The sequence below is a fragment of the Microbacterium sp. STRO-2N genome (genome assembly GCF_057747775.1).
Genome location: NZ_CM173223.1, coordinates 1114709 through 1130494, shown reverse-complemented (window position 1 = coordinate 1130494; position 15786 = coordinate 1114709). Strand labels below are relative to the sequence as shown.

Sequence of the window (15786 nt, the reverse complement as noted above, 5' to 3'; positions counted from 1 at the left end):
ACCTTGGACGGACTCGGGGACAGGAGGCAGTAGAAAGGAAAGCGTGCACGTTCTCGCCGTCCTCGCCGCCGCAGTGCTGTTCGGCACGACGGGAACCTCGCAGGCGCTCGGCCCGGACGGCACGACGCCGCTGTCCATCGGCGTGATGCGCATGGTCATCGGCGGCACCGGCCTCGCGCTGATCGCGTTCCTCCTCGCTGCACGGCACGCCCGCAGGCGACCGGCCGGCGCGGTGCGGCCGAGGGCCGGCATCCGCCCTCTGTCCCTCATGGTGCTGACCGGTCTGTGCCTGGCGCTGTACCAGCCGCTGTTCTTCCTCGGCACCGCCCGCAACGGCGTCGCCGTCGGCACGGTGGTGGCCCTCGGGTCGGCCCCGATCCTCGCGGGGCTGCTCGAGTGGGCGCTGACGCGACGGATGCCGACCACGACGTGGATGGGCGCGACCGCGCTCGCGACGCTCGGCGTCGTGCTGCTGGGCTTCGGGGGCGATGCGTCCGGTGCGGGCGGCACCGATCCGCTCGGGCTGCTCGGCTCGATCGGCGCCGGCGCGTCCTTCGCCGTGATCGCGAACGCGCAGCGGCGGCTGCTCGACGAGGGGTGGGACCCGTTCACCGTCGTCGGCGGCATGGGCGCCAGTTCGGCGGTGATCAGCGCGCTCGCGCTCCCCTTCGTCGACCTGGCGTGGCTGGCCGCACCGGCCGGACTCACGATGGCGCTGTGGCTGGGCCTGGCCACGATCTCGGTCGCGTACGTGCTGTTCACGTGGGGCCTCAGCGGCCTCACCGCCGCGACGGCCGCGACCCTCACGCTCGGCGAGCCGCTGACCGCGAGCGTCCTCGGCATCGTCGTGCTCGGCGAGCGACTCTCGGTGCTCGCGATCGTCGGGCTGGCCGTGCTCGCCGCGGGACTCGCGCTGCTCGCGTGGGGCTCGCGGTCGCCCCACGACCCGAAGCCGTTCGCGGTCGAGGCATGACGCGGTCGGCGCCGTAACATGCCCGCAACGGGCGGGTGGCACACTGGGGCGCGACATGCAGACCACGATCGAGATCCGCGCCGATGACCTGTCCGCCGAGGCCGCACGTCGACTGGTGGAGTTCCACCTCACCGGCATGCACGACACCTCGCCTCCCGAGAGCGTCCACGCGCTCGGCATCGACGCGCTCCGGCATCCGGCCGTCTCGGTCTGGACGGCGTGGATCGACGGGGAGCTCGCGGGCATCGGCGCGCTCAAGACGCTCGACGCGCACCGCGGCGAGATCAAGTCCATGCGCGTCGACGACCGATTCCGCGGGCACGGCGTCGGCCGCGCGCTGCTTCGTCACATCGTCGACAGGGCACGGGACCGCGGCATGTCGAGCCTGTGGCTCGAGACCGGCACGACCGAGGACTTCGTGCCGGCGCAGCGTCTGTACGAGAGCGAGGGGTTCGCGCCGTGCGGTCCCTTCGAGGACTACGCGCCGGACCCGTTCTCGGTCTTCATGACCCGCCTGCTGTGACCGCCCGGGTCAGGCCGGCACGACGACGGCGACCGCGAACGCGGCGACGCCCTCTCCCCGGCCCGTGAAGCCCAGCCCGTCGGTCGTCGTCGCCGAGATCGACACCGGCGCACCCCCCAGCGCCTCCGACAGCACGCGCTCGGCCTCCTCGCGGCGGGCCGCGAAGCGCGGCCGGTTCGCCTGCACCTGCACCGACACGTTGCCGATCCGCCAGCCCGCCTCGCCGACGAGAGCGAGTGTGCGGACGAGGAAGGCGTGCGCATGCGCGCCGGCGTACTCGGGATGGTCCGTGCCGAAATGCGTGCCGATGTCGCCGAGACCGGCCGCCGCCAGCAGCGCGTCGACGATCGCGTGGGCGACGGCATCCCCGTCGGAATGACCCGACAGCGCCCGCTCGCCCGGCCATTCCAGGCCCGCGAGCCACAGCGGCCCATCGCCGCCGTACGCATGGACGTCGGTGCCCAACCCGACGCGCGGCACCGCCTGCGCCCGGAGACCGGCAGCGGGGGCCGGAACCGTCGAGGCGGCCAGCAGGTGGCGGGCACGCTCGAGGTCGGCAGCGGTGGTGATCTTGAACGCGAGCGGATGCCCCGGCACGGCCGCGACGGCATGCCCGGACGCCGCGATCAGGGCGGCGTCGTCGGTGAAGTCCTCTGTCGCGGCGGCGTATGCCGCATCGAGCACGTCCCGCCGGAACCCCTGCGGCGTCTGCGCGGCGGCGAGCTCGGATCGGTCGACGGCCGCGAGGATCTCGTCGCCGGCGACCCGCTTGATGGTGTCGATGACCGGAAGCACCGGGATGGCGCCGGCCGCACCGCCGTCGAGGGCTGAGACGACGCGCTCGAACACCTCGGGCGGGGTGAGGGCGCGAGCCGCGTCGTGCACGAGCACGAGCTCGACATCCGCCCACAGCGCCGCGAGTCCTGCGGCGACGGACGCTTGACGTGTCGCGCCGCCGGCGACGACGGACACGAGATCGCGGCGGTCGCCTGCCGCCGCGAGCGCCTCGCTCATCGCATCGCCCTGCCGCTCGGGCGGCGCGACGATGACGACCTGCGCGGTGGGGGCGGCGAAGACGCGCGCCAAGGCATGTCTCAGGATCGTGTGACCGTCGATGCCGACGAAGGCCTTGGGCGCGCCGGCCGCGAGCCGGGTGCCGGAGCCCGCCGCGACGACGACGACGCCGACGCGCGGGACGGGAGTGATGCTCACGCGTTCACGCTATCGCGACCGCACCGGACGCCTGCGCGCGCGACGCGGCGCGGACGATGCGGCGCGGTGCCCGCAAAGCGAAACGACGCCCCGTGGGGCGTCGTCTCTGGCCGTTCAGCTTGCGAGGACCTCGTCGAGGATGACGCTCGCCTGCTCCTCGTCGGTCTTCTCTGCGAGCGCGAGCTCCGAGATGAGGATCTGCTTGGCCTTGGCGAGCATGCGCTTCTCGCCGGCCGACAGACCCCGGTCCTGGTCTCGGCGCCACAGGTCGCGGACGACCTCGCTGACCTTGATGACATCACCGGAGGCGAGCTTCTCGAGGTTGGCCTTGTAGCGGCGCGACCAGTTGGTCGGCTCCTCCGTGAAGGGGGCGCGCAGCACCTCGAAGACCTTGTCGAGACCCTCCTTGCCGATGACATCGCGGACGCCGACGAGATCGACGTTCTCAGCGGGGACCTCGATGATCAGGTCGCCCTGCGTGACGTTGAGCTTCAGGTACTTCTTCGTCTCGCCCTTGATGATCCGGTCTTTGACCTCGATGATCGTTGCCGCCCCGTGGTGGGGGTAGACGACCGTCTCGCCAACCTCAAAAAGCATGGAGTTATGTCCTTTCGGCAACCTCCAGGATACCACAGGAGAAATACGCTAAGGTTCTCCGCCCTCCCGCCGGCCGCGCCGCCGCGCGACGATCACGGCGACGGCAGGGCACCCCCTAGAATGCTGAGGAAGCCGTCGTCCGTCCTGGGAGGATCTGTGATTTCGATACACCGCCACACTGCACCGGCGGCCAAGGTCTCCTCGGCGGCACTCAATCCAAGGAACTCGCGCCTCATCGCGTCGCTCGCCATCGGAGCCGCGCTCGTCCTCGGGACCACCGGCTGCAGCATGGTCTCACCGCAGGCCACCACGATCAGCTACGCGGCCGCCGAGGGCACGAACGTCTTCGAGTCGGGTCCCGTGCAGGTGCGCAATGCGCAGATCATCGCGAACGAGAGCGGCTCGGAGGGCAACTTCGTCGCAGCGCTCCTCAACGAGACGGACGAGTCGCACACGCTGCGCATCGAGTTCGGCGAGGGCTCATCCCGCGTCTCGCTCGACGTGCGCGTCCCCGCGAACACGACGTTGAGCCTCGGCGCGGAGGACGGCGAGGAGCCGATCCTCATCGAAGACCTCGACACGCCGCCGGGCGCCGACATCGCCGCGTTCTTCCAGTCGGGCGACGCCGAGGGCGAGCTCACGTCGGTGCCCGTCCTCGACGGCACGCTCGACTACCTCGCGCCGCTCGCCCCCTGAGCCCTCAGCCCTCGAAGCGGTATCCGAGTCCCCGGACCGTCACGAGCATCTCGGGAGATCCCGGGTTCTGCTCGATGCGCGAGCGGATGCGCTTGATGTGCACGTCGAGCGTCTTGGTGTCGCCGAAGTAGTCGCTCCCCCACACGCGGTCGATGAGCTGGCCCCGGGTGAGCACGCGGCCGGCGTTGCGCATGAGCACCTCGAGGAGCTCGAATTCCTTGAGCGGCATGTTGATCTCGCTGCCGTCGACCGCCACCGTGTGCCGGTCGATGTCGAGCACGACGCGCCCGCCCTCCAGCACCCGGTCCTCGAGGTCGGCGTCCAGCTGCGAGAAGCGTCGCAGCACGGCCCGCATGCGGGCCAGCAGCTCACGCGCCGAGTAGGGCTTGGTGACGTAGTCGTCGGCGCCCAGCTCGAGGCCCACCACGATGTCGACCTCGGAGTCCTTCGCGGTGAGCATGATGATGGGCACCGACGACGTGGTGCGGATCTGCCGGCACACCTCGGTCCCCGGCATCCCGGGCAGCATGAGGTCGAGCAGCACGATGTCGGCCCCGCGTTCGCGGAACGAGGCGAGCGCGGTCGGGCCGTCCTCGGCGATCTCGACGTCGTAGCCCTCACGGCGGAGCAGGTAGGCGAGGGGGTCGGCGAGGTCTGGCTCATCCTCGACGATCAGGACGCGGGTCATGCGGGATCTCCGTTCGTGCCGGCTGGCGTGGTGGTGACGGCGCGGGCCGGCGTCGCCGTGGCGCGCTTCTTCTTGCGGCCGCGCTTGGGGGTCGGGTCGGTGGCGGGCGCCTCGATCTGCGGCAGCCGGATCGTGAAGGTGGAGCCCCGGCCGGGGCGCGACCAGAGCTTCACCTCACCGCCGTGGCGCTGCACGGCGTGCTTCACGATCGACAGCCCCAGTCCGCTGCCCCCGGTGCGCCGGGCGCGCGCCGGGTCGGCGCGGTAGAACCGCTCGAACACGCGGTCCTGGTCGCCCTCCGCGATGCCGATGCCGCGGTCGGTGACCGCGATCTCGACGATGCCGTCGGCCGCCTTCACGCCGACGCCGACGCTCGACCCCTGCGGCGAGTAGGCGATCGCGTTGGCGATGAGGTTCCCGATGGCCTCGCTCAGCACCTGCGCGTCTCCGCGCACGTAGAGTCCGCGCACTCCCCCGCGCACGACCTCGACGCCCGCCGAGTCGGCCTGGATCGCATGGGCGTCCAGCGCCGAGGCGACCGCTTCGTCGATCGAGACGTCCTGCTCGGTCAGCTCGTCCGACGCCTGCAGGCGCGAGAGGTTCATGATGCGCGACGTCAGGAGCGCGAGCCGGGATGCCTCGGCCGAGAGCCGGGCGGCGAAGATGCGCACCTGCGGCGGGTCGTCGGCCGCGGACTCGATCGCCTCGGCGAGGAGGCTCACCGCCCCGACCGGGGTCTTCAGCTCGTGGCTGGTGTTGGCGACGAAGTCCCGGCGCATCTCTTCGACGCGCTCTCGTTCGGTGATGTCGCGCAGCACGAGCAGCGTCAGCCGCGGCGAGATCCGCGTCGCACGCACCACGACCAGGCGCGGCTCCGCCGGAGGGGCGCCACGCCGAAGACGCATCGTCTCGGTCGTGGCCGGGGTCTCGGCCGAGCGGACGCGGCGCGCCACCGCGCGCAGATCGTCGGTGGGCAGGGTGCCGCCCTCGATGAGGTCGAACGGCGTCGCGGCCGCCGAGGCCGCCAGCACCGTGAAGGACGCGTCGACGACGACCGCGGCATCGTCCATGCCGTGCAGCACCTCGCGCACGCCTTCGGGCACGTGCAGCGACGTGTCGGCCCGCGCGCGGTCGCGTGCACGCAGAGAGGCGACGATGACCGCCGAGATCGAGCTGCCGATGACCACCCCCGCGAGGAGGGCGAGCAGCGCGAGCTGCGTCGTGTCCATGCACACAGCGTAAGGGCACGCCGAAGGGGTCTCCCGCCGCCGGAGGCGACCCCGGATGCGGCGCCGACTACTATTCACCGCGAAGGCACCGTTCGTTAACCTTCGGTGGCGAGAATCACGGGGCCCGGGGCGATGCCTGCCCGAAACCAGGAAAGGTGCGTCTTATGCGCGAAGTCTTCCATCAGTCTCTCGAGGACGTGCAGGGCCGTCTCGTCGAGATCGCCGAGCTGGTCACCGTCGCGATCGACAAGGCGACGCGGGCGTTCGGCACGAGCGACGTGGCGCTCGCGGAGGAGGTCATCGAGTCCGACGCCGTCATCGACGAGAAGGCGATCGCACTCGATGAGCTGGCGATCGAGATCCTCGCGCGTCAGCAGCCCGTCGCCCGCGACCTGCGCATCGTCGTGAGCGCGCTGCGGATGAGCGCGTCGCTCGAGCGCATGGGCGACATCGCCGAGCACATCGCGCAGCTGACGCGCATGCGCTTCCCCGAGCGCGCGATCCCCAAGGGGCTGAAGTCCACGTTCCTGAAGATGGGACAGCTCGATGTCGAGGCCGCACGCCAGCTCGCCGAGCTGCTGCGCACGCAGGACCTGACCTACATCGACCCGATCCGCAACGCCGACGACCAGCTCGACGAGTTGCACCTGTCTGTCTTCGAGAAAGTCCTCAGCGACAGCTGGCAGGGCGAGGCGGCGGCGACGGTGGACGCGACCCTCGCCAGCCGCTACCACGAGCGCTTCGCGGACCACGCCGTCTCGGTGGCCAAGAAGGTCCTGTATCTCTCCACGGGCGAGTGGACCGCTGCGACCGACGCGATCCCGATCGTGCCGCCGCAGGAGTGAGCCCGCACAGACGAAGCGAGCGGATGCCTCTGGGGGAGGCATCCGCTCGTTTCATGTTCTGAGGCCGATTCAGGCCTTGCCCTGATTCGCCACGGCGGCGGCGCCCGCCGCGGCGGCCTCGGGGTCGAGGTACTCCGCCGGCGCGATGGGCTTCAGGTCCTCGTCGAGGCGGTAGACGAGCGGGATGCCGGTGGGGATGTTGAGCTCGGCGATGTCGGCGTCGCTGATGCCGTCGAGGTGCTTCACGAGGCCGCGCAGCGAGTTGCCATGCGCTGTGACGAGCACCGTTTTGCCGGCCTCGAGATCGGGCACGATCTCGTCGTGCCAGTAGGGCAGCATGCGGTCGATCACGATCTTGAGCGACTCGGTGGCGGGCACCTCGCCGTCGATGCCCTCGTAGCGCGGGTCGCCGACCTGGCTGTACTGGTCGTCGGCGGGAAGAGGCGGCGGCGGCACGTCGAACGAGCGACGCCACAGCATGAACTGCTCCTGGCCGAACTCCTCGAGGGTCTGCGCCTTGTCCTTGCCCTGCAGCGCGCCGTAGTGGCGCTCGTTGAGGCGCCAGGAGCGCTTCACGGGGATCCAGAGCCGGTCGGCAGCGTCGAGCGCGATGTCGGCGGTCTGGATGGCGCGGCTCAGCACGGACGTGTGGAGGACGTCGGGCAGGATGCCGGACTCGGCGAGCAGCTCGCCGCCGCGCTGAGCCTCGGCCTTGCCCTGGTCGGTGAGGCGGACATCCACCCAGCCCGTGAACTGGTTGGTCTTGTTCCACTCGCTCTGGCCGTGTCGGAGCAGGATCAGGGTATAGGGCGCGGTCATGCGCCCCATGATATCGGCGGCAGGACGGGCCTCCCGTCGGTGCGACGATAGGGGGATGGCTCGTGCGCGCTCCGTCCCCGGGCGGGTGGTCGGACAGATCACCCGCGGGACGACCGGCACCAACCGGCTGCGGCGCGTGGACCGCTGGATCGCACGCCACCCGGCGCTGCGCCGGGCGCCTGACCCGCTCGTCGTCGATCTCGGCTACGGCGCCAGCGGCGTGACGGCCTTCGAGCAGTATGCGCGCCTCGTGCGCGCGCGCCCCGATGTCGAGGTCCTCGGCCTCGAGATCGACCCGGCGCGCGTCGCACGTGCCCGTGCGCAGCTCGATCAGGTACGTGCGGGCGGCACGACGTTCGCCGCCGACTCACGTGTGTCGTTCGCGCGGGGCGGATTCGAGGTGCCGGTCCCGGGAGGCCGACGACCCGCTGTCATCCGCGCCATGAACGTCCTGCGCCAGTACGACGAGGGCGAAGTGGCCGAGGCCTGGGCGACCATGGCCGGGCGGCTGGCGCCCGGGGGCCTCCTGGTGGAGGGCACGTGCGACGAGATCGGCCGCGTCGTGACGTGGGTGGCCGTCGGACCCGACGCCACGCCGCGCACGCTCACGATCTCGCTCCGCCTCGCCGGGCTGCAGCATCCGTCGATCGCCGCCGAGCGGCTGCCGAAAGCCCTCATCCACCGGAACGTCCACGGCGAGCGCGTGCACCGCCTGCTCGCCGCCCTGGACACCGAGTGGGAGCGCACTGCCGCCGTATCGCCGTTCGGCGTCGAGCACCGCTGGCGCACGACCCTGGCCGCGCTCACGACGGCCGGGTGGCCGCTGCAGGAGCGCTCGCGCTGGCGGCTCGGCGAGCTGACGCTGCCGTGGGCCGCGGTCAGTCCCGCGTGAGCATCACACCCGTGGCACCACGGCGCGGGCCTCGGCCGGCGCCATGCCCGTCGCGGTGAGCAGGTCGACCGCGAGCGGACGGAGCGCCGTGATCAGGTTCTGCTCGCTCACCGACCCGTGCGGGAGGATGGCGAGCGGGTCGAGCCGGACCGCGACAGCGCGGACCGCCTCGCGCGCCGCCGGCTGCAGCGCGATGTCGCCGAGGCTGTCGTCCACGAGCCCGGCGCCGCGCACGAGGTCGGCGATGAGGTCCGCCAGGACCGGCCGCCGCTCGCCGTCGTCGCACAGGTACACCGCGCGTCGCGCGACCACGCGCAGGTTGCGGGTCGCGAGATCCATGGCATCGAGCATCGCGCGGTGACGCCGCAGCTCCGCCCGCTGAGGGCGCAGCCACGGCGAGAAACCGGCCACCGCGAGGCTGGAATCCAGCGACGCGCGCCAGTCGTCGACACGAGCGGCGATGGCACGCGCCTTCTCGAGCCCTCGCGCCGCGCGCATCGCGTCGCCACGGCGCAGGGCCTGCGCGATCGTGCGAGCGGCGTCATCCATCGCCGAGAAGACCGCCCGGCCGTCGCGCATCTCCTCGCGGCGCGGATTGCGCGGGATGAGCGCGGTCACGACGAGTGCGGCCACGCCGCCCACCGCGCCGTCGACCAAGCGGCTCCAAGGCTCGGCGGCAGGAAGCGACATGACGATGACCGCCTGGACCGCGGCCATGATCGCGAACGGCGGGTACGACGAGAGGAACCGTGCGACGAGCAGGGTCGCCCCGAGAGCGAGCGCCAGCTGCCACCAGCCCGGCCCCACGACGAGCACGAAGCCGTCGGCGACCAGGATGCCGACCAGCATGCCCATCACGGTCTCGAGCACCCGGCGAGGCCGTGCGTCGCGCACCAGTCCGAGGCTGGAGATGGTGACCGTCGCTGCCAGCAGCGGTGCGGGATGCCCCAGCACGGTGAGGCAGAACGCCCACGCGGCCGTCGCAGCGACCGTGATCTGCACGATCGCGATCGCCGAGTCGCGCAGACGCCCGATGTTCGGCCGAAGGTCAACACGCGCACGCCAGCCCGTCGGCACGGGCCGGGTGACCGGAGCCGGCTCGGCCTCGCCGTCCACGCGCGCCTACTGCTGCGCCGACGGGCGGCGCGACAACCGCGTGATCCGCGGGATGTTCGCCGTCGCCCCCGCATCGGGGGGAACGACGACCTCCTGGGCAGCGGCCACGGGGCCGTCCGGGGTGTCGACGGTCAGCCCCGCGTCGACGGGCGTCGTGCGGCGCACGATCGCGAGGGCGATCGGCCCCTCCTCGTAGTGCAGCGCGGCCGAGGTCACGACGCCGACCGCGTCGTCGCCGACGCGCACCGCCGCGCCGCGCTCGGGCAGCACGCTGTCGCTGCCGTCGAGCTGCAGGGCCACGAGCCGCCGCGGCGGATGGCCGAGGTTGTGGACCTTCGCGACGGTCTCCTGACCCCGGTAGCAGCCCTTGTCGAGATGTACGGCCGTCCGGAGCCAGTCCAGCTCGTGGGGCAGCGCCCGCTCGTCGACGTCGGCGGACCAGCGCGGGCGCCACGCCGCGATGCGCAGCGCGTCCACGGCGGCGAGTCCCGCGAGCCGGATACCGCCGGCCGCCGCGGCATCGGCGATGCGGCGCTCCTCGTCGCGCGTGACGATCGCCTCGGCCCACGATCGCTCCGAGCCCGGGTGCGGGTCGACGGCGGCGTACGCGTACCCGCCGGCGGTCGGCTCCGGCCACGGATCCGTCCACACCAGCGGCACGCCGGCCGGGGCGGCGGGCACGATGCTCCCGAGCGCACTCGGTGTTCCGCCGATCACCGCGAACTCCTCGTCGGCCGAGCGGGGATCCACGCGCAGGCGGAACCGCATCTTGCGCAGCCAGTCCAGCAGACCCGCCGCATCGTCTCGGTCGGCGATGAGCCATGCGGTCTCGCCGTCGTCAACGACGGATGCCGCGTGCTCGACGTGCCCTTGAGGATCCAGCACGAGCAACTCGGTGCTCACGCCGGGCTCGAGCCGCGCGAGCGCCTGCGACGAGAGCGAGTCCAGCCACGACAGGCGGTCCTCGCCCGGCACCGCGATGACCGAGCGGTCGCCGAGCGGCGCGACGGCGTCGCCGTCGTGGAGGCGGCGCTGTTCGACCAGCGGGCTGCCGAGGTGACGCACCCCGGTGTCGTCCACGACGGCACCGGGCAGATCCGCGAAGGGGCTGTTCATCAGTCCACCCGCGAGAGGCGCGCCGACGCGTGCGAGCCGAGCTCGAATCCCAGCGCGGCGACGTCCCACGCCCACAGCAGGTGCGCGTCGACGAGCCCGTACATGCGTGTCGCGGCGGCGTACGCCTTCGTGCCGGCCGGACGCACGACGGCGTCGGTGGCGATGTCGATGCGGGGGCCGCGGATCTGGCCGAGATACAGCTCGGAGACGCCGTCCGCGTGCACCAGCGCGACCTCGATGTCGAAGCCGCCCTCGCTGTTGCGGAGCTGCTCGATGTCGTCGACGGTCCGCGCGACGGGCTCGGCCGTGGGTGGCAGCAGGCCGGGGCCGGGGTCGGCGTCGGTCGCGGCTCGCGAGAGTCGCCAGTAGCCGAGCTCGGCGACGAGGCGGGTGCGAGCGCCGTCCTCGCCGTGCAGCCACGCCTCCGCGGAGTAGTTCAGGTAGTCGCCGCCGTCATGGCTGAAGCTCACGCGGTGCGTGAACTCGCCCGAATAGGCGTGATCGCCGTAGTCGATCACGCCGGTGCCCTCCCACACGCCCACGAGCCACGACAGCGGCACCAGCTCGGCGGGGAGGTCGGTCGGCAGCTCGATCACGAGACGCCCGTCAGCGCTGGCCGCGGTAGAGGTTCTTGAGGACGACCACGGACACGAAGGCGATCGCGAGCATGGCCAGCCCGAGCAGGCCCACGAAGAACAGTTCGAGCGCGACGAGATCCATGGAAGCAGTCTAATAGAGGGAACCATCCCCCGCGCCGGGCGGGGCTAGCCGGGAACGACGGCGGCCAGCCCGAATCCGAGGCTGATGACGCCCATCACCAGGGCGGCCCCGAAGATGCTCGCCGCGACCCGCTCGGTGAACCCCTGCGAGCGGCCCGACCACAGCTGCACCGCGAACGCGACGATCAGGCAGCCGCCGAGACCGACTCCGAGCCACGCCGCCTGCCAGTCGGCGGTCGCGAAGATGCCGACGACCACCGCGACGACCGCCGCGAGTACCCACACGGCGACGATGCCGCCGAAGGTGCGGCGAGGAGCGAGTTCTGGCACGGCCACGTGGCTATCATCGCGCAGATCTGCGCCCGACGCATCGCGGCCCGACCCCTGCCGGCCGACTCACGAGCAGAGCGCCCTCGCCCCACGCCCTACACTGGGTGCACGGCGCGCCCGCACGCGCCCGGAAGGCGACGCTCTTGGCACAGCTCCTGGTTCTGAGTTCCACGCACGGAGGCGGTCCCGTCCTGCCTTCGCTCGAACTCCTGAGCCACCGCGTGCGTCTCATCCCCGCAGAGCCCGCCCAGCTCGTGAACGCGCCGAGCGCCGACGTCATCTTCGTCGACGCCCGCGTCGATCTCGTCGGCGCCAAGTCGCTGTGCAAGATCCTCAACACCACCGGCCTCGACGCGCCGCTCGTGCTGATCGTCACCGAGGGCGGGCTGACCGCGGTGTCGACCGACTGGGGCATCGACGACGTCATCCTGATGACCGCCGGTCCCGCCGAGGTCGACGCCCGCATCCGGCTCGCGATCGGACGCCAGACCACCGAGCAGGTCTCCACGCGCATCCAGACCTCCGGCATCACCATCGACGAGTCCTCGTACTCGGCCAAGGTGCACGGCAAGCCCCTCGACCTCACTTACAAGGAGTTCCAGCTCCTCCACTTCTTCGCGACCCACCCCTCGCGCGTGTTCACGCGCGAGCAGCTGCTGAGCGAGGTGTGGGGCTACGACTACTTCGGCGGCACGCGCACCGTCGACGTCCACGTGCGGCGCCTGCGCGCGAAGCTCGGCGACCTCGAGCAGCTCATCGGCACGGTGCGCAACGTCGGCTACCGCTTCAACGTCTACGAGGACGACCAGATCCCCGCGCCGCGCGAGCGCAGCGACGCCTGACGCCCCGGATGCCGCCGGAATCGGCACCGGTCATCTGTTCAGACTGTTCACACCCCGGTCATTCGACCCTGCAATGATGAGGGGATGATCGAACCCGAGGTGCTCGACGCCGGCTTGGGCGACGCGGACGACGACGACTTCGACCAGTCGGAGGAGTTCGACGCGCAGCTGCCGGATCATCGCTATCTCGACCGCGAGGTGAGCTGGCTCTCGTTCAACCAGCGCGTGCTCGAGCTCGCCGAGGATCCCAACCTCCCGGTGCTCGAACGGGCCAACTTCCTCGCGATCTTCGCGAGCAACCTCGACGAGTTCTTCATGGTGCGCGTCGCGGGCCTGAAGCGCCGCATCGTCACGGGTCTCGCGGTGCCGACGAACGTCGGCCGCTCCCCCGCCGACGTGCTCGCCGACATCTCGGCCGAGGCGCACCGCCTGCAGGTGCGCCACGCGGACGCGTGGACGACGCTGGTGAAGCCCGCGATGGCGGATGCCGGCATCTCGGTCGTCTCGTACGACGCCCTCGACGAGGACGAGCGCGAGCGGCTGTACGACTACTTCCAGGCGCAGGTCTTCCCGGTGCTGATGCCGCTCGCGGTCGACCCGGCGCACCCCTTCCCGTACATCTCCGGACTGTCGCTGAACCTCGCGATCCGCATCCGCAACGCCCGCACCGGCCGGCAGGAGTTCGCGCGCCTGAAGGTGCCGCCGATGCTCCCGCGCTTCATCGAGCTCCCCCGCGTCCACGGCATCGTGCGGCTCCTCCCGCTCGAGGACCTCATCTCGAGCCACCTCGACGACCTCTTCCCCGGCATGGAGGTGCTCGATCACCACGCGTTCCGCCTCACGCGCAACGAGGACGTCGTGATCGAGGAGGACGAGACCGAGAACCTCATCCAGGCGCTCGAGGCCGAGCTGCTGCGCCGGCGGTTCGGCCCGCCCATCCGCCTCGAGATCACCGACGACATGGACGAGCTGACGCTCGACCTCCTCCTCAAGGAGCTCGACATCACCGAGCAGGAGGTCTACCGCCTGCCCGGACCGCTCGACCTGCGGGGCCTGTTCGACCTGTCGCGCATCAACCGCCCGGACCTGCGGTACAAGCCGCATGTGCCGACGACGGCACTCGCGTTCCAGCCCGGCGACAACAACGAGCGCGCCGACATCTTCGCCTCGATCCGCAAGGGCGACGTGCTCGTCCACCACCCGTACGAGTCGTTCGCGACCAGCGTGCAGGCCTTCCTCGAGCAGGCCGCGAAGGATCCGCACGTGCTCGCCATCAAGCAGACGCTCTACCGCACGTCGGGCGACAGCCCCATCGTCGAGGCGCTCATCGACGCCGCGGAGGCCGGCAAGCAGGTGCTCGCGCTGGTCGAGATCAAGGCCCGCTTCGACGAGGCGAACAACATCGTGTGGGCCCGCAAGCTCGAGAAGGCAGGCGTGCACGTGGTCTACGGCCTGGTCGGCCTCAAGACCCACTGCAAGCTCGCGCTCGTCATCCGGGAGGAGAACGGCGTCCTGCGCAGCTACAGCCACGTCGGCACCGGCAACTACAACCCGAAGACGAGCCGCATCTATGAGGACTTCGGCCTGTTCACCGCCGACGACCAGGTCGGCCGCGACCTCACGCGCCTGTTCAACGAGCTGAGCGGGTACGCGATCGAGAAGAAGTTCAAGCGGCTGCTCGTCGCTCCGCTGCACCTGCGCAAGGGACTGCTCCGCCTCATCGAGAAGGAGCGCCGCAACGCGCTCGACGGCAAGCCCGCGAGCGTGCGCATCAAGGTCAACTCGATGGTCGACGAGCTGATCATCGACGCGCTGTACCGCGCCAGCCAGGCCGGCGTGAAGGTCGAGGTGTGGGTGCGGGGCATCTGCTCGCTCAAGCCCGGCGTCGAGGGGATGAGCGAGAACATCACGGTGCGCTCGATCCTCGGCCGCTACCTCGAGCACTCGCGCATCTTCGCCTTCCACAACGACGGCGACCCGGTCGTGTACATCGGCAGCGCCGACATGATGCACCGCAACCTCGACCGGCGGGTGGAGGCGCTCGTGCGCGTGTCGTCGCCCGCCCACGTCAAGGAGCTCGGCGACCTGTTCGACCTCGCGATGAGCGAGGGCACCAGTTCGTGGCACCTCGGCCCCGACGGCGAGTGGGTGCGCCACAACGTCGGCGAAGACGGCCGGCCGCTCGTCGACCTGCAGGACAAGACCATGGCGAACGTGCAGCGCCGGCGACGCGCGCGGGCGGTGCGATGACCGAGACCGCCGTCTACGCGGCGGGGGGCGTCGTGTGGCGTGTCGTCGACGACAAGCTGCGCGTCCTTCTCATCCACCGCACCAAGTACCGCGACGTCACGCTCCCCAAGGGGAAGGTCGATCCCGGCGAGATGCTCGCCGAGACGGCGGCCCGCGAGATCCACGAAGAGACCGGCATCCGCGTCTCGCTCGGCGTGCCGGTCGGGGTCTCGCGCTACCGGCTGCCCAGCAAGCGCACCAAGATCGTGCACTACTGGGCCGCCGAGGCGACGGATGCCGCGATCCGGGCGTCGTCGTTCGTGCCGAACCGCGAGATCGCGGCGCTGGAGTGGGTCACCCCGAAGAAGGCGATCGCCCGGCTCAGCTACCCGGTCGACGTCGAGATCGTCGAGAACTTCGTGCGCCTGGTCGAGGAGGGGGTGCTGCGCACTTTCCCGATCATCGTGCTGCGCCATGCGAAGGCCGTCGACCGCGAGGACTGGAACGGGACGGATGCCGAGCGCCCGCTGTCGCCGCGGGGCAAGAAGCAGGCGAAGTCCATCGTCGGGCCGCTGGCGTCGTTCGGCGCCCGCAAGCTCATCTCGAGCCCGGCCACCCGCTGCGTCAAGACGATCGTGCCGCTGTCGAGCGCGACCGGCCGCAAGATCGAGACCACCGAGCTCATCGGGCAGGACGCGTGGGAGGAGGGCACGTCCGACCCGCGCCGGATCGTCGGCGAGCGCGTGCGCGCCCGCAAGCCCGCCGTGCTGTGCAGTCACGGACCGGTGCTGCCCGACATCCTGAACGAGATCGCCCTCGCGACCGGCACGCTGCGCGGCTCCTACCTCGGCAGCGCGTCGGCACTCGAGCCCGCCGCCTTCTCGGTCGTGCACCTCTCGGCCGACACACCCGGGTCGGGGATCGTCGCGATCGAGACGCACATACCGAAGATCTGAGGCC

The 15786-nt window shown here is 71.2% G+C and carries 17 protein-coding genes; 8 read left to right on the top strand and 9 right to left on the bottom strand.

Annotated features, from left to right (window positions below; genetic code table 11):
• Window positions 1–43: 43 nt before the first annotated feature.
• Entirely contained in the window at window positions 44–973 is a 930-nt protein-coding gene (locus AC3ANN_RS05115; protein WP_488339914.1) for a DMT family transporter, read from the top strand.
• A 55-nt stretch (window positions 974–1028) separates the two neighbouring features.
• Window positions 1029–1496 carry a GNAT family N-acetyltransferase gene (locus AC3ANN_RS05110; protein ID WP_488339913.1) on the top strand — a complete coding sequence of 156 codons (468 nt, stop codon included), beginning with the start codon at window positions 1029–1031 and terminating at the stop codon, window positions 1494–1496.
• A gap of 9 nt (window positions 1497–1505) precedes the next feature.
• On the opposite strand, the gene ispD is transcribed toward AC3ANN_RS05110, so the two are convergent.
• Together ispD and AC3ANN_RS05100 are read right to left on the bottom strand one after the other, a co-directional pair.
• Entirely contained in the window at window positions 1506–2708 is a 1203-nt protein-coding gene (ispD, locus tag AC3ANN_RS05105) for a 2-C-methyl-D-erythritol 4-phosphate cytidylyltransferase (protein ID WP_488339912.1), read from the bottom strand.
• A 114-nt stretch (window positions 2709–2822) separates the two neighbouring features.
• The gene (locus AC3ANN_RS05100; RefSeq protein WP_127820162.1) at window positions 2823–3305 is read right to left on the bottom strand and encodes a CarD family transcriptional regulator; all 483 of its coding nucleotides are present in this window, start codon (window positions 3303–3305) and stop codon (window positions 2823–2825) included.
• A 156-nt stretch (window positions 3306–3461) separates the two neighbouring features.
• On the opposite strand from AC3ANN_RS05100, the gene AC3ANN_RS05095 reads away from it, so the two are divergent.
• On the top strand, window positions 3462–4001 hold the full coding sequence (locus AC3ANN_RS05095) for a DNA modification methylase (RefSeq protein WP_488339911.1): 540 nt from the start codon (window positions 3462–3464) through the stop codon (window positions 3999–4001).
• A gap of 4 nt (window positions 4002–4005) precedes the next feature.
• Here AC3ANN_RS05095 and AC3ANN_RS05090 read toward each other — a convergent pair whose 3' ends face one another.
• Window positions 4006–4689 (bottom strand): response regulator, encoded by a 684-nt coding sequence (locus tag AC3ANN_RS05090; RefSeq protein ID WP_488339910.1) that lies wholly within the window; start codon window positions 4687–4689, stop codon window positions 4006–4008.
• Window positions 4686–5918, bottom strand: a complete 1233-nt coding sequence (locus AC3ANN_RS05085; protein ID WP_488339909.1) for a sensor histidine kinase — start codon at window positions 5916–5918, stop codon at window positions 4686–4688. The genes AC3ANN_RS05090 and AC3ANN_RS05085 overlap by 4 nt, the downstream gene beginning before the upstream one ends.
• A 164-nt stretch (window positions 5919–6082) precedes the next feature.
• On the opposite strand from AC3ANN_RS05085, the gene phoU reads away from it, so the two are divergent.
• Window positions 6083–6763, top strand: a complete 681-nt coding sequence (gene phoU, locus AC3ANN_RS05080; protein ID WP_488339908.1) for a phosphate signaling complex protein PhoU — start codon at window positions 6083–6085, stop codon at window positions 6761–6763.
• 69 nt (window positions 6764–6832) lie between these two features.
• Here phoU and AC3ANN_RS05075 read toward each other — a convergent pair whose 3' ends face one another.
• Window positions 6833–7582: a phosphoglyceromutase gene (locus tag AC3ANN_RS05075; protein ID WP_488339907.1), complete on the bottom strand. Its 750-nt coding sequence runs from the start codon at window positions 7580–7582 to the stop codon at window positions 6833–6835.
• Window positions 7583–7637: 55 nt separating this feature from the next.
• On the opposite strand from AC3ANN_RS05075, the gene AC3ANN_RS05070 reads away from it, so the two are divergent.
• Window positions 7638–8474, top strand: coding sequence for a class I SAM-dependent methyltransferase (locus AC3ANN_RS05070; RefSeq protein WP_488339906.1), 837 nt, complete (start codon window positions 7638–7640; stop codon window positions 8472–8474).
• A gap of 3 nt (window positions 8475–8477) precedes the next feature.
• Here AC3ANN_RS05070 and AC3ANN_RS05065 read toward each other — a convergent pair whose 3' ends face one another.
• The 4 genes from AC3ANN_RS05065 to AC3ANN_RS05050 all read right to left on the bottom strand — a co-directional run bounded on the left by AC3ANN_RS05065 (window position 8478) and on the right by AC3ANN_RS05050 (window position 11761).
• The gene (locus AC3ANN_RS05065; protein WP_488339905.1) at window positions 8478–9590 is read right to left on the bottom strand and encodes an FUSC family protein; all 1113 of its coding nucleotides are present in this window, start codon (window positions 9588–9590) and stop codon (window positions 8478–8480) included.
• Window positions 9591–9596: 6 nt separating this feature from the next.
• Window positions 9597–10706 (bottom strand): CAF17-like 4Fe-4S cluster assembly/insertion protein YgfZ, encoded by a 1110-nt coding sequence (gene ygfZ / locus AC3ANN_RS05060; protein WP_488339904.1) that lies wholly within the window; start codon window positions 10704–10706, stop codon window positions 9597–9599.
• The gene (locus AC3ANN_RS05055; RefSeq protein ID WP_488339903.1) at window positions 10706–11302 is read right to left on the bottom strand and encodes a nitrobindin family protein; all 597 of its coding nucleotides are present in this window, start codon (window positions 11300–11302) and stop codon (window positions 10706–10708) included. Before AC3ANN_RS05055 ends, ygfZ begins: the two co-directional genes overlap by 1 nt.
• Before the next feature lie 168 nt (window positions 11303–11470).
• Window positions 11471–11761: a hypothetical protein gene (locus tag AC3ANN_RS05050; RefSeq protein WP_488339902.1), complete on the bottom strand. Its 291-nt coding sequence runs from the start codon at window positions 11759–11761 to the stop codon at window positions 11471–11473.
• 137 nt (window positions 11762–11898) lie between these two features.
• On the opposite strand from AC3ANN_RS05050, the gene AC3ANN_RS05045 reads away from it, so the two are divergent.
• The 3 genes from AC3ANN_RS05045 to AC3ANN_RS05035 all read left to right on the top strand — a co-directional run bounded on the left by AC3ANN_RS05045 (window position 11899) and on the right by AC3ANN_RS05035 (window position 15782).
• On the top strand, window positions 11899–12597 hold the full coding sequence (locus tag AC3ANN_RS05045) for a winged helix-turn-helix domain-containing protein (RefSeq protein WP_488339901.1): 699 nt from the start codon (window positions 11899–11901) through the stop codon (window positions 12595–12597).
• An 84-nt stretch (window positions 12598–12681) separates the two neighbouring features.
• Complete coding sequence (locus AC3ANN_RS05040) at window positions 12682–14847, top strand: RNA degradosome polyphosphate kinase (RefSeq protein ID WP_488339900.1); 2166 nt, start codon at window positions 12682–12684, stop codon at window positions 14845–14847.
• Window positions 14844–15782: an NUDIX hydrolase gene (locus AC3ANN_RS05035; protein WP_488339899.1), complete on the top strand. Its 939-nt coding sequence runs from the start codon at window positions 14844–14846 to the stop codon at window positions 15780–15782. The genes AC3ANN_RS05040 and AC3ANN_RS05035 overlap by 4 nt, the downstream gene beginning before the upstream one ends.
• Window positions 15783–15786: the final 4 nt, after the last annotated feature.